Source organism: Candidatus Methylacidiphilales bacterium (assembly GCA_025056655.1).
Taxonomy (GTDB): Bacteria; Verrucomicrobiota; Verrucomicrobiia; order Methylacidiphilales; family JANWVL01; genus JANWVL01.
Window position 1 is genome coordinate 1 of the sequence record JANWVL010000148.1, and the last position, 23578, is coordinate 23578.

Here is a 23578-nt window from a genome sequence, read left to right on the forward strand (position 1 = left end):
GCCATGCCTATAGTAAACATGAGCTGTATAGAACCTTCGCCGAACTCTTTTATAGCCTTACATCCACTCAAATAAGACGCAGACAGCAAGAGCATCAATTTCCATGGCAACTTCATCATACTTGTAATATTATATCACATCCCTGGCGAAGCAAAAAAGATACATAAGTCAATAAATTACAATCTAGCTGTTATTGCGCGTATTTATTAAAAAATAAAAACTAATAAATCGAGGCTCAAATAATAATGAATATCAATTTATAGAGCGATGTTGAATATAAAGCAAATCATGTCGGCATAAAGTGTAAGACGTTTTCACAAAATTACGGAAATATTATTTTAATCTCTGATTTATTATTTTTTATCACAATAAACGACAAGTTATCCTCCAAAAATATACTAATCTCATCCTTGTTTTCTTTTGTACAAGTAAAAGACCTCCCTTTTTCGTCTTTATTTAGCGAGACCCTTTCTTTATATTTACAACTCTCAGGTATTGTGACGCCATCTTTAATTTCAAGTGGAACTGTATACTCTTCTAATTGGATTAATCCTTTATTGCAATCTAAATAAAAAGAAACACTACTATAAAGATCAAAAGGCATCACATATATTTTATCTTCTACATGTATTACATCATAATATACTTCCTTGTTGTTTTTATTCAGCGCGGTTAATTTTTTGTGGCCTTTTAATTTATTACATAGCTCTGTTTTGTAATTTTTGGGATCATCTATTTGTAAAACAGGGGTTAGCTCAATAGGCTGGGATGTCGGAAAGGTATCGGCAGTTGAACGAATTATGGCCATGTGTGATTTGGCTACCGGTGTTTGATCATTATTAATAACATCCTGCGATGAAAAGATATCGGCACTTTCCAAATTAAATGCAGAGGATAAAAAAAGTAGTATAGATAAAGTGATAAGAACCACGCAAGATAAAATAGTCAATAAAGCAACATACCTCTTGTACAAAAACTTATTATCGGTCATGCACTTTCACCTCGATGACTTTACCGTTTTGGCTATTTACATTCATTATACTATTCATTATACCATTATGAACTGCCCAAGTAAGTCGCATTCTGTACTGGCTTGGCGCTTGATACCCGCCATAAGGTATTGCTTCTATAGTCCATATAGAATTTAAATCTATATATGATTGGCTTGATATGTGAATATTAAACATCACCTCTCTATCTATAGCACTACTAGCCCATTCGTATAAGTATACACGTTCTCTGCATCCCTGATGACATCGGAGCGTAATCAGAGTGGGCGCTTCTGTAAACATGCTAATACTATAAGTATAAGTCACTGGTGTCGAAGATATAGGTCTTGTAAGCACAAATTTTGTCCAATCTTTATGACTACCTGCGTATAAAACCAGGTTCTTTGTTTTTACTGTGTCCATAGCTAACGTACTGGCCTGGCTAAAATTATTGTCCGGTTCATACTGATCATGGTATTCACATGTATGACAAATAAGAGGTAAGTATGCTAGCCAAGGCTTAGCTTCAGTTGGTAATGAAAACCATACGTTATCTATATCATGAGCATATCCCATCAAATCATAATATGTAAGTTGCATGATCAAACGAAGCGGATATCCATTTGGATGAGTAAGCAACAAAGATGGAACTTGTATTTGATCTGAAATATAAGTGCTACCTGTAATAATGATTGTGGGCGTATTCTTCCAGTTGCCAATAGGCGGATATAGCATAGATACATTTTGCGGCCTATACCATACCTGAACTGGGATTGCAGTACTGAATGGATAATCGATATGAATAGTAATTGGTGCAGTTGTGTTATACCTGACAAAAGGTTGCTGAATTACTGCCGATAAAGTTAATACTTTGCGTGGATCTATCCCTTGAATATGCCACGGTTCTCCTCCCTCTGCATCTGTGTAATATATACAACCCAAATCGCTGCACAGACGTATCGTCCATGTTACAAGCTCACCTCCTCCAATAGTGCGAATTGCAGATAGCGTATGAGGTGAAGAGTGCTGACATATATTGCGATAGCAAAGCCGAGTATGATGGATAAAGGTGCCATGTGAGGCAGTCATTATCCAGGATAAATTTAGTGATCCGGACGGCACATTTTGCCAATTAATCGGAGACAACCGAGAGATATATGGATATGGAGGGTTCGGTGTAGGTAAACCGGATAGCGCCTTGCCGAAATAAACGGAATGCGATGGTTGGACTGCAGTTAAAACAACTGATTCAGGAGTCGTAGCTGAAAATCCATGTGGTGTCTGTGAAGAAACTGTATAAACACCATGTGGAAGACATCCAAAATGATAAGCAAAATTAGTTCTATTTTGCAAACCATTACTTGTTGTTACTAATACGGATAATGGTAAAGGCTTATCAAAACCATAGACAAATACGCCGTTATTGAGCGTATCTGAATATACGATGCCGCCGATTGCAGAATATCCGCTAGGACAGCTGTGGAAAATTGGTATATCTAAGCGTATCCCGTGGCTGTGATCCGATAGCCATAATGGCATCGGCATTGGAATCAAAGTTTGCTCAGGCCCTGATAAATTTACCATTATTGTGAAATAATTCCCATGAGACAAAGGAAGCAGTAAAGCGTAATACCCGTCATTTCCGCTGGTAGTTGTAATAATATTTCCGATCGGATCCGTTACTGTAATTATGCGCGATAACGGCATATCTGTGGTGGCGTCATAGATCCACTCACCTGGGTTTATTTGTCCATCTTGATCCGCATAGACAAAACCGTAAATCCATTTGAAACCGGATGGGGGTGTTGTGCAATGGATAAGACCTTGGCAAGTAGCGAACCCAAAATGATGTGTATTAGAATTTGAGCTATTGATTGTGAAGCTAATAGGATTTTGTGTTGTCGGCCAGCCGAAGCCAGAAGGAATTGGTGAACTTATTATCACAGTAGTCGAGACAGGTGCAGTTAAAATATATCCGCCGTAAAGATTGGTTGTATATATTTGATTACCCCAAATAGTATGACCTATGAGGGGGGTATCTACTGGTGGATTGTAGTATCCATCAGCGTTTAGGTCTGCAAATGCTGTACCTCTTATGATTCCATAACTAGTAGATGTCGAAAGCGCGTAGAACAATAATTCATAGACATGTCCTGATCTAATCTCATCAAGCAGAATATGAGGACGATCAACGACAATGTATTCATCAGTCAAATATGAGATATAAATCAGAGCACTTTTCTTTTCATTTTCATCCAAAAATTCTACGTAAAACTCTGCCCATCCATCTTCATCAGTAATCCTAGTTTGTGCAGGTGATATCATAGAAACTGGTACACCAGTAATAACAGTATGAGTGTCTAAGGCTAAAACCTTTGCCTTAATCAGTGCATAATGTGAGTTGTTTATGTTACTATGTATACTTGGAGCTTGAGCGACTAGCGTACTACCTGAGTAAAGCAATGCGTTATGATAATGCATAATATGCGGTGAATTTGTTATTCCCATCGTCCAAGTAATATAAACGGTCTCTGATGGAATAATTTGGCCTGTCCAGATTAATTCTTTAGTAGAAAATTGATAGCTTAAAATATCCTTTGATGCAGCATGTTGGCCGGGTAGATAATGAGCATGAGTTGCCAGTGGTGATCTTAACACTAAGACAGGCGAGGTAATTAATCCGGTATTCGTAATTCTTATGAAATAGGTAATCGCACTGGTGGATATCTTCGCTTCTTTATGTAAGATTAGGCCGTAATTACCCTTTATGATGGTATGGGCAAATGCATTTAGTGCTGTTGAACTTCCTATGTGTGTGGCGGTAATATAATTGAAGACTTCGGTAGGTGTGCCAGGTGCTTTAGCAGTGATCACAAATGAAATAACTTGATTAGGAGATAAGTGACCGGTCCAAGTTGCACTATTTGAAAGAATATTTAACCCTCCAGTTGCAGATAAAAATGTAATACTCGAAGGAGCTACGTCGCTAATTGTTATACCTGGCACGTTGAATCCTGAATTATTTTTGATTGTGATAACGTAACTGTAAACATCATTTACGTTCACCTGAGACGGGATGGACTGCTTGATGAGCTGCACAGAATTTAATGGCGATAAAACATTAAGGTACGCACAACGTTGTGTTACTTGATGTCCATCATCTATGTCCGCACAGTTAGTGAGTATCCCGTGACCAGATGTGATAGTGGCATTCAACGTCATTACTCGTCTGCTATGGGGTGGTACTTCTGCGGTTGCTGTCAGTGTCCCGGAAGAAAATAAATATGAAATACCAGCTTCTGCGTTTATCGTATTCAATAACATTGTAGGAGGGATGACATCCGTGATTCGCACAAATGTAGTTATTCCGATGTGATTACTCAAAACGATAGTAAACGTCACGGGTGAACCAATCAATGTGGTTGTAGGGGTCACAGTTTTTACGCTTGATGATAGATTGGGTATTATAAAATTCGCAGATGCGTTTAACTCGAATTCTGGGACACTATTATTTTCAGAAACGATCAGAGCATCTATATTTACACTCGTAGCAGTATTTGTAGTTGCCGTGAATACTAAGATCTGTTGTTGGTTTGTTTCTAAGGGTATACCTAACCATGCAATTCCACCCGGGGGCATTACAATGGAGCCGCCAGTTGCAGATATACCAAGCAAGGATAGATAGGATGGTATGGGGATCTGCACGAATGTTGTCACTGGTGATGTCCCCGTATTGGAAAGTGTGAGTGTCCATTTTACGCCACGACCTACGATCTGATGAAGAGGTGTGGCCGAGAATGTACTATTTTGCAACGCGGGTGCACTTTTAATAGTAACTCCATCTGAGAACACTGGCTCAGAACCTTTACCATCTGTGTATACTGCGATGACTTCAGCAAAATATCGTTCATCGTTAATCAAGTAGCCGAGTATATCTGGGTAACATATTTCTACCTCATAAGAAGTTGCAAAAGTATCCGTGATCATTTTATATTGATTCAACATAGGGGCACCGTAAGCATCGCGCAACATCAGGTTGTAGTGAGAAATAGACTTTGAAGTCAGTGGGCGTTGCCAAGAAGCCTGATAACATAACCGCGATGACTGAATATCAATATCGGAAAGGCCGATGCCATCCTTAAAGTTACGTGGAGAGGGGTAATCGAAACGATCAACGAAATGTAGGCCGAAAAGATCGCCGTTTTGAGTGAGGGCATAGATTTCAGCAATGCCGTCACGATCCAAATCTGCTATGGCTATACGTGCCAAGGCGCTGAATAGTGGATATGAATACAACAAGTCAATCGTCTTCGGAATAGTGGCGTTAACTCTAAAAACATATATTAAGCCGTTAGCGCCTGCGCTGACAATAATCTTATTGTTGTTTGTCGTGGATATAATCACACTTTGTACTACAGGCCGAAATCCACCGATTGCAGCGCATCCAGGGATCTGACGAATATGGTCAGCATCACTTCTTCTTATGATATTAGGCCTTTCCGGATAGCTATATATACAGTATCCGTTCTCGATCAGGAGAGCATAGCCGATATCAAAAGCGATATCACGAACTATTCGTATCCCTTCGGGGGATGAGTCTTGATCTATACGATAAAGAATAAACCCAAATTCAGATGGGACGATAATTTCACCAAGATGTCCGGCGGCTGAGTTGAAGAATAAATCACCAACCGCTAGATCATAATTTCGTATATCATGATCGTAGCGTGAAACAGTCGCAGTAAATGCTGTTTGTATGTTAGCGATGTTAAAATCTATAGCAGATACAGTAGGGGCATCTCTGCGATATACTTGGATTATTCTATTTTTATTTGCCCCTGGATATGGATCAACGATGAAATCTGTATTATATGAAAATAAAACATTGGGGTGGCCTGATGTGAATATGTCAGATCCGGTTAATCCGTTAAGGACGGCAAAATAAGGATGAGGCAGGCCGATACGAATGAGATCAGGGATACCATCGCCACTCCAATCGTGAAGCGGGGAATACAAGATGGTGTTTGCGCCTATTCTTGATCGCCACAACAGAGATCCACTACTGCTGAAAGCGAACATGTTCAGGGCGTCTGGTGATAAAGTAAAGTTTGAGTAAGCATTAGGAAAACCTACGACAAGACGATTTCCTTTAATATGAGCAAGAGGAATGACATTTAGTCCGTATGTGCTGCTATAAGGGTATATTAAAAGAGAAGAGGAGGTCGGTGATAGATTTACAAGGTGTAGAAGAGATAGACCGCTATGATGTGGATTATGTTCTGTGGCAAGATATTCCAAGCGTCCATCTGCGTTCAGATCGGAAATGCTGAAGTATGGTTGCCCTCCTATGTGGTAGTAATATTTCTGTGGTGAATTCAGGAGATTAGCATGGGTCACGCTGATAAAGCCAAAGGGATGAAGAACAAACGCGTCTGATATGACGCGATTATATAAACTATTAACCGCATATATTGGGGCATTATATGCCAGTGTCTTTTCATAATGTTGCCACTCTTCGTCTGTAATGGCATCAACAACACGATTCCCATCAATCAGTGTATGATATCTTCCTGAAAAGGCAGCGAGATGGTGGTTGATTGTGATTGTTTTTGTTTGCGTGAAAACAAAAGAGCCGTGATAACCGATCTCATATATCACGGCTTGCTTACCGGTAGAAATCACCTTGGTCAGCGCAATCACGGGATTAGTCTGACCGCTGACACGGATAGGGAACAAGCTGGCTGATTGTGTTGGCGTGGCGTAATCATGTAGTACATCGATATATTCATTCGCATTAAATGGCATCACTTGTATCAGGCTGGATCCACTCAGATGATATGCCCCTCGTCTTGTGTCAGCGCAGAAAAAGAGTAACCCTGGCCTTCCAGGCCAAAGTAAATAATAGGGAGCGCTTCCATGAACGCGTATGAATTCCATAACAACATGGTCGGGGCATAATCTATTTAAAGCAGCGTTGCTCATGTCTGCATCGGGAATCACCTGTGCCCATGTTGGTGAACCATTCGTTGCATATAACCCTGTATATAGGGTACCGGCAGAGTCTTTGAAAGTAACAAGGATGTCACCGATGCCGTCGGCGTTTAGGTCTGGTGTACCTAAGGATAAACTCGCACCTACTATTTCACCTGTGACGGGGAGGGAATGTATTAATGTGTGACTTAGCGGTGCAAGGTTAATTACATATAATAAAAATGGTGATGGCTTAGCTACGGGGGAAAGGGCAATAGCATCGTGAGTCGAACTTACTTTGATAACAGCAATAATAGGCGGGCCGTACAGCCCGCTGATATTATAAATATTCGGCGTAGCCGACAAATTAGATAAGGGCAATAAAGCAATGCCGGAAGGATGAACTGCATCTGAACTGAGAGCAAATACTAAGTGAGGTGTGCCACTAACTGAAGCTCTAAGCGGGGGTCCTACGATTAAACGGTTGAAATTGACGACATGTGAGTTCAAAGTGCGATCTGGATTAAATTCCACGATGGGGTATTCTGAGGCATAAACAGAACCTTGATATATTTCGCAGTGGTTATCTCCGTCAAAATCAGTAACAAATACGCTACGAATTTCTGTTACATGGGGCGATTTGTAATTATATCTCGCCTCTATCTTTCCGTTGTGAATGCCGATGAAGAAGACATCGAGAGTGTTATTTTGGACTGAAACAGCCGCGATTACAGGATCGCCGTTGTCCCAGCATCTCCCTATGTTAGCTATTTCTGTAATTGGCTTGAGGATGGGCGATCGCCAGAGAACATCGCCAGTATTTATATCATAACGAATGATTCGATCTTGTGTCGCAAGGATAACAGATTTGTAAACATCATCTTCGTAAATATATGCCCTAGGGAAGTTAGAAAAAGCATTTGGGTATACCCATTTTTTAGTTAGCTTAAAATTATTGAAATTGGCAGGAATTTTTGGTGCGGCAGGCTGAACCGCCATATTATTAGAGTTCAGATGATCGTATCTGGGGTACCACCATTCTGATGGAGAGGGAGTATAAGGAATTGGCGATGACGCGAACGCGCCGGTAGCAGTTAAAAATATAAATAATAAACTTATCGCGATTTTAACTTTCACAGGTATCATCTATTTTCCTCCACTACAACAACCGCGTCCCATTTGAATTCTTCGATAATTTGTCGTTGCTGCGGGTTAAAACGTGAGGTTGATTGAATCACTACGCGAATAATTCGCCCATTATGATCTATTGTCCAACCCGTTTTACGAGCGAACTTAAGTTTAGTTGGTGTTAAATGGGCCTTACGATTTTGCTCAGTCTGATTAGGGCGATCATTTTGGGCCCATGCGTTTGCTGGTGATAATATTGAAGAGAGTAAAGATGATAAAAATAGGCACATGAGGATTAATTTTCTCATGGGCGTATTTTATCACTCCATATATAAACATAACAAGAAAGATATGCGACATAATATATAAATTATTCGCTATTCGTGATGTATAAATAATTTACTCTTCGTATAAAAATTGATAGACGGATCTCCTATTTTCATATATTGTTTCGTCGAAAATAATGCCATGATGAATTGCTAATTTTATATTGCGTGTGATAGGAAAGAGGCTATATCCCCAGATATCCTCTTTGAAATCATAATCGCAGTTTATATCAACAACATCATTAAACACTTTCCGATTAATTATATACTCAGAGTTACTGCGGCTCAAATGACAAGTAACCAAAATATTTGTCAAGGGATCATTCGTTTGTAATTTATAATGATAACGGCCTTCTTTATAAACCATGAAAAGACCTTTTGCCTCGAAGACGGTGCCTGAAATAGATCTATAAGAAAAAATGGATAGATTATCTTGCTCATTACAGACAAGAAAGAAAGCCTCATCACCATTATATATGGTAACAGCCCCACTTTTTATTTCATAAGCTACTCGCTTATGAATTGACTCTTTATTTCTATCCCCGTGAGATAAGACCAAGATAGACCGTGTTTTGTCCTGAGGAAAGTATTGCATTAAATCACTACATCTTTCTTTTTTATGAAATGAAGCGCATGATGATAGAGCGAGAGTACATGATAAATATATAGAGATTACAAGTACGGTTATCTTATCTCTTATCAACATAATTGACGTAACTCTTGGCTATACCTTCGAAGTTTCTGGGATATCCATCAGGACGTGATTCTATGAAAACGACACTGACAACTGTACTATGCAAGGCATTTTTAGTCTTTGCGACATAAGTCAAACATAAAATAGAATGATACAACCCATTATTTTTATCTTTTAGGATAGTATAAAAGTAAACACTTTCATTCCCCTTTATCTCTCCGCCCTTTTCTTTAATATACCCTCTATCTATGAATATTTCTATTAATTTATCATGCAAGCCGGATATCACTTTTTCATCTCGATTGATATTGCTGATACTATTGACTATATAACTTAATGTAGCGCTAATTTCTTTCTTCTTGTCCAGTGATATCTGGACTGTATTATATCTCAATTTTCGAGCTATAGCATTCGGAGGGTAGTATAAATCGGCGCCTAATAAAGTAAACGATTTCCATTCTTTCATTTGCATATTAGACGACCAGTGAGAAAGAATGTCCTTAGCATTATTGTCATCATTATCTTTTATTGAGATATAGGGGGTTGGAGAGACAGATGGTGTTTGTTGAGCTTGAGTAGGAGTTGGTGTGAGTGTTGTTTTGGGCTTCTTGACCAATTTAGGTGTTGCCTGGATATTTGCAGAATCTGCAAAAGGATCTTCTACTTGTCTCGGGTTAACACATCCACACAGGATCGTGGCATATATAGATGCGATAATAGTCAAATTTCGTAGGATAAAGCTATCCATACCTCACTTTCAATCAACACATCGATGCCTTTGAGGTTAAATATTCGACTGATGATGTCGCTAATGATAGCGGCGTCATCTTGTTGAATTTTTTGAACAGTTCTCCGACTATACGTTTTCATGAGATCATCCTTGTTTTTATCTTCATATGATTTGATGCCATCCGGCGTAGACAATAAGATTATTTTTTCTTTACCACTACGCGCGACACCTCTTAATAACAGTGTTGGTTTATCTTCATCATAATCCACAACTTCCATCGTTACCTTTCCAGCAAGATATACGCGATGGTCAGATAAGATTCTTTTAATTCCAACCATAAACGATCGCAGGGGGTCTTGCGCTTCTTGTGTAGAGAAATATGTATGTCTTAGTATTAAATATGTAGCGTTGATCAAGTGCCGTATACGTCGTAGGTGCCTAGACAATAGAAAATAAATAATAGCCAACAAAACAATTAATATAATCCATGGCATTATCATAAATATAACCAAATTCTCTAATTCCATCGTTTGACGTTCCGCTGTTTTAGATAAAACAAAATCAACCCGTCCTCCTCCTTCCCTATAGCGTTGACCTTCATATTCGGCAAGGTTTAAGAATATACCGCCGTTTGCAACTATTTCATAATAACCTGCGGCATTTGTTTTCGTTCTGCTCAATTTATAGTCTTGATCAACATATAATATTTCTACATCATTAAGTAATGTGTCATCTTCCTCGCAGGATTCTTTTTGTATCTCGGAAAGACATACGTAGCCATAAGTTTGCATTGTTGGGCATACCGTAATAGTAATTGGAACTAAACGAATGACTGGTTGTTGTGTAATGATTTGCGTCACGATTCTTGTGCTTTCTACAGTGACCGGAAAAGAAAATATAGGAATAACAAAAGGCGTAGGCGTAAATGTAGGGAGCGTATCGGTAGCGCGTATGGGTGTTGGCGTTTCCGTAGCCGTCGAAGTCGGCGATGGGCTTTCTGTCGGATTAGGTGTTTCAGTAGGTTTTTCTGTAGGTGTCGGAGTGGGCGTAAATGTTGGCGTGGGTGTTTCTGTAGGTTTTTCTGTAGGTGTCGGTGTGGGCGTAAATGTTGGCGCGGGGGTTTCTGTCGGTGTTGGTGTTTCAGTTGGAATGACAATAATTATTGGAGTATTAGTAGGAAGTTGATTGGGTATTAGCAAGGATAAATAGGCATTAGGCAAAGGCGCAGATGTAGGATTTGAAATAATTTTGGATGTCGGTGATATCGCCGTTTTAGCTAATTTCTGGATCGAAGAATCATGCGTTTCAGTTTTGGCGACAAATATTGAAGCATAATCATTGGCAAGTGATTTGACATAATATAAATGAGTAATGATCGGAATAACTAAGCCAAGAAGTGTAACCAAAACGTAGCGTTTGCGAATAAGCATCATAGGATTTAGTTCGATATCTGGCAGTAGGCGGTGAAAGATCCTTGCCCTTTTGCGTGATCGCGGGATTGAAAAGCATCTGTATAATATTTATAAGATATATCGTAATTTAGTTTGCCAGAACCCAACATATCTGGCGCACTTCCTTTTGCGTTTAAAGTAATGATATTTTTCCTTTCGTCTCTTAATAGTCTATATCTTATTTCTTGATTTTCAAATCTTCCCATGTCTATTTGCTTAGATCGATTATAGGCTATGGTACCTGTGCGGCAAGCATTGACGCTATTAAGATTGAGAATTGACCATCTCATGGCTGATGAGATAGTTTCTTGTACACGAATATGATACTGGGTGGTAAACTGAATCCTCAGTATCATATACGCAAATATCATCATTATTAATATAAAGACAGGTGGGACAATAAAAGCAGCGGTTCCTTTTCTTCTCATGCACATCATTGTATCATATTTGTAGAAGAGAATGTAGTATTGGGCTAATCTTACATAGAAGCTCCCTGCGCAAATTCATCTAGAAAATCATTATTATTATTTAGACGGCTTTGTTTTTTATTCAACCGATTAGTTTGATTATCGCGCATGTCCTGCGTATGAAGTGTAATGCCTTCATATTCTTTGATCTCATGATTGCGCATACCTGTGCCACAAGGGATCATTTTGCCGATAATCACATTCTCTTTCAGGCCGGACAGAAAATCTACTCTTCCCTCTATGGCTGATTGTATAAGCATTTTTGTTGTGTGCTGGAAAGATGCTGCCGATAAAAAAGAATGAGTCATTAGAGCAACTTTAGAAATACCCAATAATACCGGCACGCCAACAGCAATATTCTGTCCTTCATTCTGCAATTTCTTGTTTATTTCATCCAGGACAAAATAATCTACATAATCGCCGGGCAAAAAGGGAGAATCGCCAGGGCTAACAACCTGAACTTTAGAGGTCATTTTTCTAATAATAACCTCGAAGTGTTTATCATGTATATTCACGCCCTGAATCCTATATATCTTTTGTATTTCAGATAGAATATGTAATTGGCACGCTACTCGCCCTTTATATTTCAGAACAAGATGGGGATTTTTAATCCCATCTGTAATGGCATCCCCCGCTTCGACATATGTATTTTCTTGGACGGTCAAACGGACATGGGCAGGAATTGGATAAGTGGCCGTGCGTAGCTCCTGCGAATGAACACGTAAGATTCGCCCTACTCTTTCGATGATTCCGGCATGCTTAGTCGTAATCCTACGTGCGCCGGATGTAGCTAGAAGATCGCCAGTCGTTACTTTTTGTCCTTCCGTGACCTTGATGGAATACCCATTAGGTATTGGATAATCATAAGACCCACCATGGCTTTCTACTACGACATATAGTTTATTATTTGGTTCTTTCTTGAGTGTAATATTTCCGGATATCTCGCTTATAATTGCCTCACCCTTTAGGTTTTTACGAGCTTCGAATATCTCTTCAACACGGGTTAGGCCTTGCGTGATATCGCTGCCCATAGCTACGCCCCCCGTATGGAATGTACGCAATGTAAGCTGAGTTCCTGGCTCACCTATAGATTGTGCGGCGATAATACCGACGGCTGCACCAATAGCAACCATATTGCCCCTTGCTAGATCCATTCCGTAGCATTTCTTGCATATACCATGCTCTGCGCGGCAAGTAAGCGGCGATCGCACATGAACTTCTTGGATATTCAAGCGCTGGATCTCTTCTGCCTTTGAAGCATCTATAAGAGTTCCGGCCGGATAAATAATGCCAAGCTGAGGATGTACAACATCTGAAGCGAGCACTCTGCCGAAGAGACGATCGCGCATCTTTTGCCCGAATGCGTCGGTAGCTCGGATGTAGATGCCCTGATTTGTGCCACAGTCATCCGTGCTAATGTACACATCTTGTACAACATCAATGAGACGACGGGTGAGATAGCCAGCATTTGCTGTGCGCATAGCCGTATCGACCAAACCTTTACGCTGGCCATGTGTGCTAATAAAAAACTCTATACTACTCAATCCTTCTTTAAAGTTTGACTGTATCGGCATCGGGATAATCCGTCCGGATGGATCAGCCATGAGGCCTCGCATACCTGCGATTTGCGTAATAGGCACAAATCCGCCCTTTGTTGCGCCGGAGACAGCCATCATGCTCAGATCATCATCAGCCGCCATCGATCTTTTTACAGCAGCGGCGATTTCGTCCTTAGTCTCGCTCCAGACACTGATAGTTTTGTTTTCGAGTTCTTCTTCAGTCATGAGCCCTCGGCGATATTGTTTGTTTAAATCATCTATTTTCTTATTTGCCTCAAAGATGAGCTTTTCTTTGTCAGTTGGTGTTTTGATATCGCCGAGTGAAAATGTAATGCCGGATTTTGTAGCGAAATGAAAGCCCATGTCTTTTACGGCGTCGGCAAATTGCACCATACGATCCCGTTGTTCTAATCCAAAAATACGATATGCTTCGGTTAGTAGTACCTGGAGGTCGCTCTTATTCAGCGTCCTATTGATATATTGAATTTCCTTAGGTACGATATCGTTAAAGATGGCACGGCCTACGGTTGTTTCGATAATTCTTTTCCTTGGCTTGTTATCTTGGTAGCGAACATTGTTTTCATCATAATAAGTCTCGGTATAAAGTTTTATGCGTGCGTGGATATCGACTTGCTTGAGATGATAGGCCGCAATAACCTCATCTATGCTAGCAAAGGCGCGATTATCTCCTTTGTGAGGTTTTTGGTCATGAAAAGTAAGATAATATATGCCCAATACCATATCTTTAGTCGGATTGACAATAGACTCACCATCAGCAGGCTTAAGCAAGTTATTAGTGCTCATCATGAGCTTCCGCGCTTCTTCAACTGCTTTCTGGCTTAGTGGGACATGCACAGCCATTTGATCGCCATCGAAGTCAGCATTAAAGGCTTGACAAACTAGCGGATGCAATTGAATTGCTTTTCCTTCAGTGAGGATTACGTCAAAAGCTTGTATGCCGAGGCGATGCAATGTGGGGGCGCGATTGAGCAAGACGGGTCTTTCCTTGACAACATCTTCCAATATATCCCATATATATGGGTCACCTCGTTCTATAATTCTCTTGGCGCCTTTAACGTTATATGCGTATTCACGCTTAATTAATTCCCTGATGACAAATGGCTTGAACAATTCAATTGCCATGACTTTCGGCAGACCACACTGATTGAGCTTAAGGTTTGGTCCGACGACGATGACTGATCTACCGGAGTAGTCTACGCGTTTGCCGAGCAGATTTTTTCTAAATAAGCCCTTCTTTCCCCTTAACATGTCACTGAGCGATCGGGGGGTTCGTTTTATATCTTGTGTGCTTCTGCGTACTGTGCTACTATCGATGAGTAGATCAACGGATTCCTGCAGCATGCGCATTTCATTGCGCAAGATGATTTCCGGGGCACCGCTTTCGATGAGTTTTTTCAGTCGGTTGTTTCTATTAATCACTCTTTTATAAAGAACGTTGAGGTCAGATGTTGCATAACGCCCGCCATCCATTGTTACCATTGGGCGCAAATCCGGAGGGATCACTGGTAATACAAACAAGATCATCCATTCAGGGCGCGCATTTGACTTTCTGAATGCTTCTACTATGCGCAATTTTCGGATGCATTCTTTTACCTTGATTTTGTTTTTACCCTGATCTATCTCTTGTCTTAGGGACTTAGCCATTTCATCGAGATTACATCTTTTCAATATTTCATATATTGCATTGGCTCCAGATCCTGCCTTGAATATGTTACTATATTTTAAACTTAATCTTTGATACATAGATTCTGTAAGTATTCTGCCGGTATAGATCTCATTAATCTCCTCGATTTCTTTATTGTAATTTTCCTCCAATTCATCGGCTTTTTTACTGAGATCTTCAAGAGATTTTCTGAGTTCTACATTTACCTTGAGTTGCAAGTTATTGATTTCTTTCTCTATTGGAGCGATCAATTCATCTTTATCCCTCTTCATCTTCTCCTCTATATTTTTAATTATCTCATCACACGTTGTTTTAACTTTATTTAAACATTCCCTAGTAATTTCTTGACCTCCTTCGACAATGACACTATCAAACAAGACGAGGGGAGTATTAATAGTATGGCCAATATTCTTTTCTATTTCTTGTTGTACAACTTGTGCCTGACCCATGAGGTGATTAACCTCATCTATTAATTTCTTATCATACAAAGTATTAATCTCTGATATTTTTCTTTTCAATTCCAATATCTTATCAAAATTCCGGCTACCTTTCCCTTTATTATACCGTTTGGCCTCTTCTTTAATCTGTTCAAGTTTGAGTTTGTATTCATCGTTTAGTCTTTTAATTTCCTTTTTCCTCTGATTTTCGTCTATGTCATATATAATATAGCGTACATGATATATTATTTGCTCTATATATTTCTTTTTTATTCCCAATAATATACTGATTGGGCTGGGTGTTCTTTTGAAATACCAGGGATGAACAACTGGAGCTGCTAAGCGGATGTGGCCCATGCGCTCACGCCGCACGCTATTATCGTTTACTTCAACACCGCATTTATCACATACAATATATTTATATTTAGGACCTTTGTACTTTCCACAACTGCATTCATAGGGCTTTACCGGCCCGAAGATGACCTCATCAAATAATCCTCCCCTTTCCGGCCGCTGGTTACGATAATTAATTGTTTCTGCGCTTGTCACTTCGCCGTGTGAAAGTGAAAGGATGCTTTCTGGGCTAGCTAAAGATATCCTTAATCCTCGTATATCTCTCATACCAATAATATTATATGCTACTTCTACGCTAGATCAACCTAGAGGAGAAAATCTTCCGCTATTTTTTTGAACAAATACTCCTCCAATTCATTGAAGGTATACAAAGTATTATATTGCTTCCATGCTGCTTGTAATACTGGTATCGGTTAGGGCCTCAGAGCTTACGAATCACATAAGCTGATAATCCGGCACGAGTGACGAGATACCTCCAGCTATCAAACTGCTCTTCAAACACACCAGGCCGATCCAAGACTTTCGCCGCGACCTCAGCAAGCGCACTATCCGATGTGGCATATGGCCATCCTTATCGTCGTCGGCAGCGCTGATCGTTGACTGGGCGTCGCTGCCTTCTGGCAAGCTTGCCCTACCTTGAGTCGGCAGCTGTTTGGGCACGACCCAAGACACCCTTGACCACGACACCTTTCGGCAGGTGTTTGTGCTGTTGCCGTTTGCTAGCATTCAGCGCTGTTTCAGGGACTGGCTGGCAGCGATGCAAGCGGCTAGCGTCTGCGGCTGATCGATGAAGAGGGGCTTGCCGCCGACAGCAAGGTGCTGCGCGGCAGTCGTGAGCAGAGCACAGGCAAAGCCGCCTTGCAGAGGGTGACCGTGTATGGCCTGTATAGGCCATGTATGCCACTCAGACAAGCGTGGTGCTAGCGCAGGAAGTGGCACGCGCGGAAGCAGCCAGCAACGAGATTGCCACGTTGCCCAGCGTGCCAGCACAAGTCGAGCTGCTCGGTCACGTCGTAGTGACCGATGCGGCGCACGCCAGAAGCACAATGCCCGTGCCATCACCACGCGCGGGGGCAAATATGTGTTTGCCTTGAAGCACAATCATGCGCGGCTGTTTGAGGCACTGCAGCAAACCTAGTAGCGCGAGCAGCCGAGGGGTTTCGTCAGGTGCAGCATGAATACTCGCACACCGAAGAGCACGAGCACGGGCGTTGTGACCGACGCGAATGCTGGCTGGTTGCTGATGTGGAGTATCTGAGCTATTTCGCTCCGCAGGTGGATGCCCGGCCGAATCTTGGCGCGGTTGGTCTTGTGCGCCGCTGGCGACGGGTCGGGGAGAACGAACGTGAACGGGTGAGCTTCGACCAGTCTGAAGCAAGAGGTCAAGCGTTTTGCGCGCGCCGGAGCGCGCCTACTGGCGGATTGAGACCAGCCAGCACTGGGCGTTAGATGTGGTGTTTGGCGAAGCTCTGAGTCGGGTGCGCACTAGGCACAGCGCAGAGCACTTTGCCGCGTTTGCGACGGGTGGCATTAAACATTCTTGGCAGTGGGCAGTCTGAGGATGAGGAAGGGGGAGTCGCCATCAAAGCAAGGCGCTTGCGCGTAGCGACGACTTCTTGCTCACGGTGCTGGCTTGCACCGCGCAGAACCTTAAAATTCTTGATGCGTAAGCCATGGTTAGGGCCTTGTTACAGAATTGATAAAGGACAGTGTGCCTAAAGCCAAATATGTGCCTAGTCCTGCAGGTAGCTCGGATAACTCGGAGGCGCTTAGTTGAGGCGCTGCCGTCGGTTTCAGCAGCCCAACCGATCGTGGCAACGCTTCCACACCGGTGTACCGTCAAGCACTCGGGAAGAGCAAGGGCTGGATTCGCTAGCGCTACATTCTTTAATCGCCTAGCAACTGCCTAAGCAGCCTGCCTTGCTCTGCAAGGAGCGCCTGCTGTTCTTGAATGAGTACCTGCTGCAGTCTGGCGAGCCGGTCATAGCTCTGCAAGATTAGCTGGTATTTCCTCTGCAGCGCTTCAGCCGCCTGTTGTTGCTGCTGCTGCAGACGCCGCAGCACCAACGCAGGACGAATGAGTTGTAGACGGCTGATGGTGAACGATCCGGTTAGGGTCAGCGGATACAGCAGACCGTCTTCTCCTTCGAAGAAGTGATGCCCGGCGAGCTCGGCGCGTGGGTTCCATAGATGGGGGTCATTAGGGCTGATAGGAGCATAGTCGCCATTGTAACGATTGGGACATGAGCAGGAGTAGACCAAGTTTTCTGGATCGTCTGTCCAGCCTGGCTTTGCAGAACGAAGGGGTCAATTGTGAGGTTTCCACATGCTTCCAGTTCGCTGACACCACAATACTCATACCGAAAGGCGGCGCGACGACGAACAAACTCTCGCTGCGATGCTGTCAACGCCATGCACGTTCAGAGGCCAGATAGGCCCAGCCATGGTGAACTTCATGCAGTTTGCTGCTGAGCAATGCGTTTGGCGAGTTGCGCACGCAAGTGCGCGTTCTCTTGCCGCAGCGCTGCGTTCTCTGCCTCTAGCCGATCAATCGTTGTCAGCAGCTCCGCCAGCTGCTTCAAAGTCCGGCGCACTTGGTCCTGCAACGCGACGATATCGGGCTGAGGGCTCAGATTCAGCGCATGGAGCTCATCCTGTTGCTCCTGCACATACCATGCTTGTAGGGCTGCTTGCTCTTCTGGTGTCAGACTCTCGCCGCGCGTAAAACGGTCGTGAAGTTCTAATCCGATCTGCGTCACTTCACCCGAACGCATTCTCAATCTTAATACTACCATGCTTTCACTCCGCAAGGAGTTAAAAAATCCAACATGAGCGAGCTTTCGACGCGGCGGGCAACATCGAGTTGTGTCTGGCAAGTCGCAGCCCTGTTCGGTTGAGGCAGATCTCGCCGAGTTGCTGCACGATCTACCACGCTTAGCCCGACGAACGCGGTGCCTTTCACGGTGTGTGGAAGAGTTGCGGCGGTCGGTTGCGTCCTTTGTTCCATGCTGGAATCAGCAGCAGCTGTTAAAGCGTGCACATCTGGGTTATGCGAGCTATCCGCGGGACTACGCAGGTACTTGGTTCTAGGCATTCCTGTAAAGGAGGCACGCAGATTTGACACTATCATCGCACTCACCAGAGATGTTAACTTCTAGAAGTAAGGTGTGTTTCTCCAATAGAGTGTGGGATAACTGCGTAACCTGCCTAGTGATAGAGAAGTATGGGAGTATGTCGTGATGATACTGCTATGCCGAGATAAGTTGTCTGTTATTTATTTCATGATGAAAAATCATCAGCACATACTGTAAATTTTCCAGACTGGCCATATTTCTAGGCAGCTTCATTGGCTGCAAAAACATCATTCAGTAGGATCTGCGCCTAATTACGTGGTGCATAATATAGAAAATTCGGGTTAGAGACAGGGTGGATCTAATCTCAAATACTTTTTGGATCGTTTTACTTCTATATTGCTATTTTGATTTATGGGGTAGTATAATATGCCTATGCTTAAATTTTGGAGAGCCTTCTGTCTGATTATCTTAACATCTTTTTTACTATATCATGATAGGGCATTTGGACAAGGAAATGTTGTTTTCTATGTTAATGTAAAGAGGTTGAATTTTAGAAAACAGCCAAATCTCAATAGTCCAATTATAGGCGTATATCAATGTGGAGAAGAGGTTAGTGTGACGGGAGTGACCTCTGATGGATTATGGTATCAAGTAAAAATAGGAGGTAAAACAGGATTCATGTATTCTAAGTTTTTGTCTTCCATACCAACGTGTGATGGATCTTATCATACTCTCACATCGAATAATACTAAAACAGAAAATACGCAATATCCTATAATAAAATCAGTTGTAGCTAAGCTTACGGTCTATCAACTACCAGATAACAGAAGCAAGATTGTAGGTTTTATCATGCAAGATGATAAGATGTCGGTCACGGGATACACACACGATTTGCGATGGGCGCGTATCTTATACAAGGATCAAACGGCATTTGTATACATCCCACATACAAATTTGATGGATCTGGGAATTATTCCAGTAGTAAACAACAGAAAATGAGCGACTCAATCAACATGACAGGTTCAATTAGGAAACTCTATGATTATTATCAAGGATTATTAATTGACGAGGGAGAGGATCGATCTCTACAGAAAAAATATCATGATTTTACCATCGAAAGCGTGATATCTTATAATAATCATATTCAAAGGTTAACCATGCAGATGCCACCGATATGGAGATATCGAGGGGCGCGCTACTGGTTGCATGATTACCAAGATTATCTGAACCTATTATCATGCATGACGCCTGAAGAACAAGTGCTAATTCTACCGATATTATCGAGGATTTATCCACACATTGTTGATAAATATATTTACTCCATTCCATTATTATATCGCTTTTCTGCATATCTCTTCTCGCCGATGACGATCAAGATAGATTATATTGACGAGCTCATTCAAGACGTAATCAAAATCAGCGCCTCATCTGATCGTAAAAATGATCTTGCCGATATCTGCATTCGTTGTGCGATAGAAAGTGCCGATCTATTATCTGAAGAAGCTGCTGAATCTGTGTGGATCCATTTAGTGAGAGACAGTGAAGATGCTGTCATCTTTTTAAATAAACGCGCTCAAATAAAAAGAGATTTTTTGCTTAAAAAAGCGCATGACTTCATGGCCGAAAATAAAGTAGTGGATGCTATCTTTTTAGAGCTTATCGGTGGATACGAGACATCATTTTTGAATGAAAATATGCCGCGTATTATGAATATGAGATTAAGTCCAGATTTCTTAATACAAAATTATAATATAATCAAACCAATCATTGAGCGTAAAATAAGTGGAGAATACGATGATGATTTTTTATTTAATCAGATCGATGGTCATGTAAGAGATTGGTTAAGAAAAGCAGGAGTAGTAACAAAAAATAAAATTGAACACGATTATACTAAAGGAGGACTAACTCAAGATATTTATCTTGTCAAGGAAAATGGCATAGATGAAAAAGGTTTGATCGAGTATATATCTAATGATATAGAGAGATTAGATGAGGTCAGTGAAGAGATGTATCGGCATGGGTACTTACACGATTGCCCTGAAGAGTTAATCATAGAAAACATAGATAAATTAAAGAATATTTATTATTTAATAGGCAGTGCCATTTCAGTTGGAAGAGATTTCATTGAGAGATATGAACATATAGTAGAACGGCACTTAATGCGAATGCCAATTGACGATATGGCAGAGGAAGTGGCTCGAATTCTTCAGGGTGGGTATATGCCTTATTCACATATCAATCAAGGGCGAATGTCTTATAAAACGACACGTTGGGCTGAAATAAAGCCTTCTACGAAAGTAAAACTATTTATATCGAAACCTGTGAGTATAGAAACCAGGAGGTTATGTTATCGTATCATTTCAGAAGAGCTTATGAAAAGTGGCATCATTTTTGACGACATTCTATATTCATCTATCTATCAATACAATCAAGACAAAAGAGAGCCCTAGGATGACAAAGAAACAAGTTGAAACCAGAAATGCCACATAAGGATCAAAGCTAATTTCTTTCTCCGGATATAATTTAATATTTTTATCCGCATAGGCTACAGTAGCAGACACGTCAGCGGTATTTTGATGAGAAGTGTGGGGTTTCTGTGGCTGAGATGAAGGTGCTGGCTGTTCTTCTGCAATATACTGGGTTTCTGGGAAAGCTGTTTTGTGAATATATTTCCTCGGTTTTGTTCTTGATCTTAAATATATAATTATAAAATGCTCTGCATGATAACCACGTATGGGGACTAATGCAATTAAAAGCGCAGAAACAGCTATTCCGACTACAATCAATCCGGTTATAAAAAATCCAAGAATATCTTTTAAGATAAAGAAAGAGACAAAGCAAAAAAATAAAGCTCCACCTAGAATAATAATTTCCCTGAGGCTGATATCCTTTGTTAATCTGAAAGGACTTATTTTCAGCCTCTCAGGGAATGGGATAGTTTCACGATTCATTTAATTTAACCCTATAAGAATGCGTCATGGTTTCATGGGATTATAGAATTGAATATTACCGCTGCCAGTAGATATCTCTCTAGCAACGTCTGGTATGACGGATGGCCCGATGATGGCAACGGCAAGGCCGACGATTGCGATTCCGATGGACATGATCAGCCGAGCGATGGCTTGGCTGTTGTTCAGCGCGCTCTGTGCGATTGTGGTGACACCCTGATAGGTTACCACGACGGCGGTCAAGACACCAGCCACGAAGATCATCAAGCGTATGCCTTGTATTGCGAACTGCTGGATGATGTTCTCGATTCTTGAGAAGCATCCGGTTAGCATGAGCGCGCTAACCAGAAGAAATACAACTAAAGCAATTCTTCTGCCGTTCATACTTTATATTATACCCATCAATGTGGCATTTCTCAAGCTTTAGAATTTAAACATAACAAGAGATTGCTTTTATCTGCAACATCCACAACTTAAATCCATATTATCGCACTCAGCGCCTATTTTATTCTGCTTATTAATGATATCTGACAAGGATATCAATAACAGCTCGATTTCATAGTCTATAAGTGAATTAGAGTTTGGGTTGAAAGCATCCGGATTGTCAGCAAGAAAGACTAGGCTATCTCTGATTTCACAATTTTCGCTGATCAATTGATGTACTGCGTTAGAGACAATAACATAGACAGTATATGGATCTGCATTTTTAACGTATCCATTATTAATCAATATCTCACATAAAGCTTCGATAATTCTCTGGATCTTTTCATGTGAGAGGTAATGCATTTCATATTCTTGACCTATATCTAATGGAGAATGGTATAAGTTACGCTGCGTTGGAGGAGCCGAATCCATAATATTATGCGTATTCGCGTTCACGATCATATTCTTGCTCATATTTATATTTTAAGCTTGGCTAGACAAATTATCGCGCGAATAAAGTTATGTTTAATATTGTATGCTAGATACTAGCATTATGCCGAGTCAGAATTGATATCGTTAATAAGTCTGTCCTATCACTTTTCTAGTTTTGGACCCAATGCCCTTGAGCATATATCCAACTCCCTTGTCTGTTAATAAATATTGAGGCTTCGAAGGGTCGGGTTCAAGTTTTTTTCTGAGATAAGTCACGTATAGACGCACATACTCGGGTTTATCTGTTTTTAAATATCCCCAGACGTTAGCTAAAATTTCCTCTATTGGGACATACCTGTTAGCATTTTTCATTAGATAGAGTAACACATCTCTTTCTTTACTTCTTAGCGGAAGAGTGACGCCGTCTTTTATCACGATATTTTTGCTTATATTAATAGCGAGATTATCACTCAACCGAATGATATGATCTTTAGCTTGATGTTCGATTCTGGATCTTCGAACTAACGCTGAAATTCTTGCCAACCATTCTTGGGCGCTGATATCTCGTTTAAGATATAAATCAGCGCCTGAATTAATAGAAGATATCATCTCATCCTCATTCGTTACATCGTTGTATGCAATTAATGGCGATAATGTTTCTTTTCTTGTTTCGTGGACGGCTGCGATATTTTTAATCTCCGGATTCCCTAAATCTATCAGAATGCAAGACGGGATAATATCTAATACCTTTTTTGCTAAATCATGATAGTTCTTGGCGAATAAAATCAACGTCTTTTCACAGATATTAAGTTTGAACAAGGGATGTGTTTTGGGATTACGATCTAAAGCCACAACGGTAATTTTATCGTTCATTTCCATGGTACTATTATAACAAACATTAGCGCGCCATTT

21 protein-coding genes are annotated in these 23578 nt (G+C 41.2%); 2 read left to right on the forward strand and 19 right to left on the reverse strand.

Going from position 1 to position 23578, the window contains the following annotated elements; all coding sequences use genetic code 11:
• Window positions 1-322 precede the first annotated feature (322 nt).
• The 15 genes from NZM04_09525 to NZM04_09595 all read right to left on the reverse strand — a co-directional run bounded on the left by NZM04_09525 (window position 323) and on the right by NZM04_09595 (window position 18829).
• Entirely contained in the window at window positions 323-991 is a 669-nt protein-coding gene (locus NZM04_09525) for a hypothetical protein (GenBank protein MCS7064259.1), read from the reverse strand.
• Entirely contained in the window at window positions 981-7958 is a 6978-nt protein-coding gene (locus NZM04_09530; protein MCS7064260.1) for a DUF11 domain-containing protein, read from the reverse strand. Before NZM04_09530 ends, NZM04_09525 begins: the two co-directional genes overlap by 11 nt.
• A 143-nt stretch (window positions 7959-8101) precedes the next feature.
• Window positions 8102-8395 carry a hypothetical protein gene (locus NZM04_09535; GenBank protein MCS7064261.1) on the reverse strand — a complete coding sequence of 98 codons (294 nt, stop codon included), beginning with the start codon at window positions 8393-8395 and terminating at the stop codon, window positions 8102-8104.
• 91 nt (window positions 8396-8486) lie between these two features.
• Complete coding sequence (locus NZM04_09540) at window positions 8487-8972, reverse strand: hypothetical protein (protein MCS7064262.1); 486 nt, start codon at window positions 8970-8972, stop codon at window positions 8487-8489.
• A gap of 130 nt (window positions 8973-9102) precedes the next feature.
• Window positions 9103-9855, reverse strand: coding sequence for a hypothetical protein (locus tag NZM04_09545; GenBank protein MCS7064263.1), 753 nt, complete (start codon window positions 9853-9855; stop codon window positions 9103-9105).
• Window positions 9828-11270 (reverse strand): hypothetical protein, encoded by a 1443-nt coding sequence (locus NZM04_09550; GenBank protein ID MCS7064264.1) that lies wholly within the window; start codon window positions 11268-11270, stop codon window positions 9828-9830. Before NZM04_09550 ends, NZM04_09545 begins: the two co-directional genes overlap by 28 nt.
• 5 nt (window positions 11271-11275) lie before the next feature.
• A complete protein-coding gene (locus tag NZM04_09555) occupies window positions 11276-11716 on the reverse strand; it encodes a hypothetical protein (protein MCS7064265.1) in 441 nt (146 codons plus the stop codon).
• A gap of 50 nt (window positions 11717-11766) precedes the next feature.
• The gene (gene rpoC, locus NZM04_09560) at window positions 11767-16056 is read right to left on the reverse strand and encodes a DNA-directed RNA polymerase subunit beta' (GenBank protein MCS7064266.1); all 4290 of its coding nucleotides are present in this window, start codon (window positions 16054-16056) and stop codon (window positions 11767-11769) included.
• Window positions 16057-16224: 168 nt separating this feature from the next.
• Window positions 16225-16515, reverse strand: a complete 291-nt coding sequence (locus tag NZM04_09565; GenBank protein ID MCS7064267.1) for a hypothetical protein — start codon at window positions 16513-16515, stop codon at window positions 16225-16227.
• Window positions 16516-16728: a hypothetical protein gene (locus NZM04_09570; protein MCS7064268.1), complete on the reverse strand. Its 213-nt coding sequence runs from the start codon at window positions 16726-16728 to the stop codon at window positions 16516-16518. It abuts the gene before it with no gap.
• 67 nt (window positions 16729-16795) lie between these two features.
• Window positions 16796-17167 (reverse strand): hypothetical protein, encoded by a 372-nt coding sequence (locus tag NZM04_09575; protein ID MCS7064269.1) that lies wholly within the window; start codon window positions 17165-17167, stop codon window positions 16796-16798.
• A gap of 67 nt (window positions 17168-17234) precedes the next feature.
• Window positions 17235-17372: a hypothetical protein gene (locus tag NZM04_09580; GenBank protein ID MCS7064270.1), complete on the reverse strand. Its 138-nt coding sequence runs from the start codon at window positions 17370-17372 to the stop codon at window positions 17235-17237.
• Window positions 17373-17676: 304 nt separating this feature from the next.
• Window positions 17677-18051 carry a hypothetical protein gene (locus tag NZM04_09585; GenBank protein MCS7064271.1) on the reverse strand — a complete coding sequence of 125 codons (375 nt, stop codon included), beginning with the start codon at window positions 18049-18051 and terminating at the stop codon, window positions 17677-17679.
• Between the two features lie 191 nt (window positions 18052-18242).
• Window positions 18243-18584 (reverse strand): hypothetical protein, encoded by a 342-nt coding sequence (locus NZM04_09590; GenBank protein MCS7064272.1) that lies wholly within the window; start codon window positions 18582-18584, stop codon window positions 18243-18245.
• Entirely contained in the window at window positions 18578-18829 is a 252-nt protein-coding gene (locus tag NZM04_09595) for a hypothetical protein (GenBank protein ID MCS7064273.1), read from the reverse strand. The genes NZM04_09590 and NZM04_09595 overlap by 7 nt, the downstream gene beginning before the upstream one ends.
• 460 nt (window positions 18830-19289) lie before the next feature.
• Here NZM04_09595 and NZM04_09600 point away from each other — a divergent pair, with 460 nt between their 5' ends.
• Window positions 19290-19862, forward strand: coding sequence for an SH3 domain-containing protein (locus tag NZM04_09600; protein MCS7064274.1), 573 nt, complete (start codon window positions 19290-19292; stop codon window positions 19860-19862).
• A complete protein-coding gene (locus tag NZM04_09605) occupies window positions 19859-21313 on the forward strand; it encodes a hypothetical protein (GenBank protein ID MCS7064275.1) in 1455 nt (484 codons plus the stop codon). Before NZM04_09600 ends, NZM04_09605 begins: the two co-directional genes overlap by 4 nt.
• On the opposite strand, the gene NZM04_09610 is transcribed toward NZM04_09605, so the two are convergent.
• From NZM04_09610 to NZM04_09625, 4 genes are all read right to left on the reverse strand, one after another.
• The gene (locus tag NZM04_09610) at window positions 21272-21814 is read right to left on the reverse strand and encodes a PrgI family protein (protein ID MCS7064276.1); all 543 of its coding nucleotides are present in this window, start codon (window positions 21812-21814) and stop codon (window positions 21272-21274) included. The genes NZM04_09605 and NZM04_09610 overlap by 42 nt on opposite strands.
• Window positions 21815-21838: 24 nt before the next feature.
• A complete protein-coding gene (locus NZM04_09615; GenBank protein ID MCS7064277.1) occupies window positions 21839-22195 on the reverse strand; it encodes a hypothetical protein in 357 nt (118 codons plus the stop codon).
• A gap of 69 nt (window positions 22196-22264) precedes the next feature.
• Window positions 22265-22666, reverse strand: a complete 402-nt coding sequence (locus NZM04_09620) for a hypothetical protein (GenBank protein ID MCS7064278.1) — start codon at window positions 22664-22666, stop codon at window positions 22265-22267.
• Between the two features lie 144 nt (window positions 22667-22810).
• Entirely contained in the window at window positions 22811-23545 is a 735-nt protein-coding gene (locus NZM04_09625) for a response regulator transcription factor (protein ID MCS7064279.1), read from the reverse strand.
• Window positions 23546-23578: the final 33 nt, after the last annotated feature.

Excerpts from the sequence above, each read along its gene's own strand:
- NZM04_09610 (MCS7064276.1), bottom strand. The coding sequence starts at position 21,814 with ATGAATCGTGAAACTATCCCATTCCCTGAGAGGCTGAAAATAAGTCCT.
- NZM04_09550 (MCS7064264.1), bottom strand. The coding sequence starts at position 11,270 with ATGATGCTTATTCGCAAACGCTACGTTTTGGTTACACTTCTTGGCTTA.
- NZM04_09580 (MCS7064270.1), bottom strand. The coding sequence starts at position 17,372 with ATGGCGACTCCCCCTTCCTCATCCTCAGACTGCCCACTGCCAAGAATG.
- NZM04_09530 (MCS7064260.1), bottom strand. The coding sequence starts at position 7,958 with ATGGCGGTTCAGCCTGCCGCACCAAAAATTCCTGCCAATTTCAATAAT.
- NZM04_09525 (MCS7064259.1), bottom strand. The coding sequence starts at position 991 with ATGACCGATAATAAGTTTTTGTACAAGAGGTATGTTGCTTTATTGACT.
- NZM04_09545 (MCS7064263.1), bottom strand. The coding sequence starts at position 9,855 with ATGGATAGCTTTATCCTACGAAATTTGACTATTATCGCATCTATATAT.
- NZM04_09535 (MCS7064261.1), bottom strand. The coding sequence starts at position 8,395 with ATGAGAAAATTAATCCTCATGTGCCTATTTTTATCATCTTTACTCTCT.
- NZM04_09625 (MCS7064279.1), bottom strand. The coding sequence starts at position 23,545 with ATGGAAATGAACGATAAAATTACCGTTGTGGCTTTAGATCGTAATCCC.
- NZM04_09615 (MCS7064277.1), bottom strand. The coding sequence starts at position 22,195 with ATGAACGGCAGAAGAATTGCTTTAGTTGTATTTCTTCTGGTTAGCGCG.
- NZM04_09590 (MCS7064272.1), bottom strand. The coding sequence starts at position 18,584 with ATGGTAGTATTAAGATTGAGAATGCGTTCGGGTGAAGTGACGCAGATC.
- rpoC (MCS7064266.1), bottom strand. The coding sequence starts at position 16,056 with ATGAGAGATATACGAGGATTAAGGATATCTTTAGCTAGCCCAGAAAGC.
- NZM04_09605 (MCS7064275.1), top strand. The coding sequence starts at position 19,859 with ATGAGCGACTCAATCAACATGACAGGTTCAATTAGGAAACTCTATGAT.
- NZM04_09565 (MCS7064267.1), bottom strand. The coding sequence starts at position 16,515 with ATGCTAGCAAACGGCAACAGCACAAACACCTGCCGAAAGGTGTCGTGG.
- NZM04_09600 (MCS7064274.1), top strand. The coding sequence starts at position 19,290 with ATGCCTATGCTTAAATTTTGGAGAGCCTTCTGTCTGATTATCTTAACA.
- NZM04_09555 (MCS7064265.1), bottom strand. The coding sequence starts at position 11,716 with ATGAGAAGAAAAGGAACCGCTGCTTTTATTGTCCCACCTGTCTTTATA.
- NZM04_09620 (MCS7064278.1), bottom strand. The coding sequence starts at position 22,666 with ATGGATTCGGCTCCTCCAACGCAGCGTAACTTATACCATTCTCCATTA.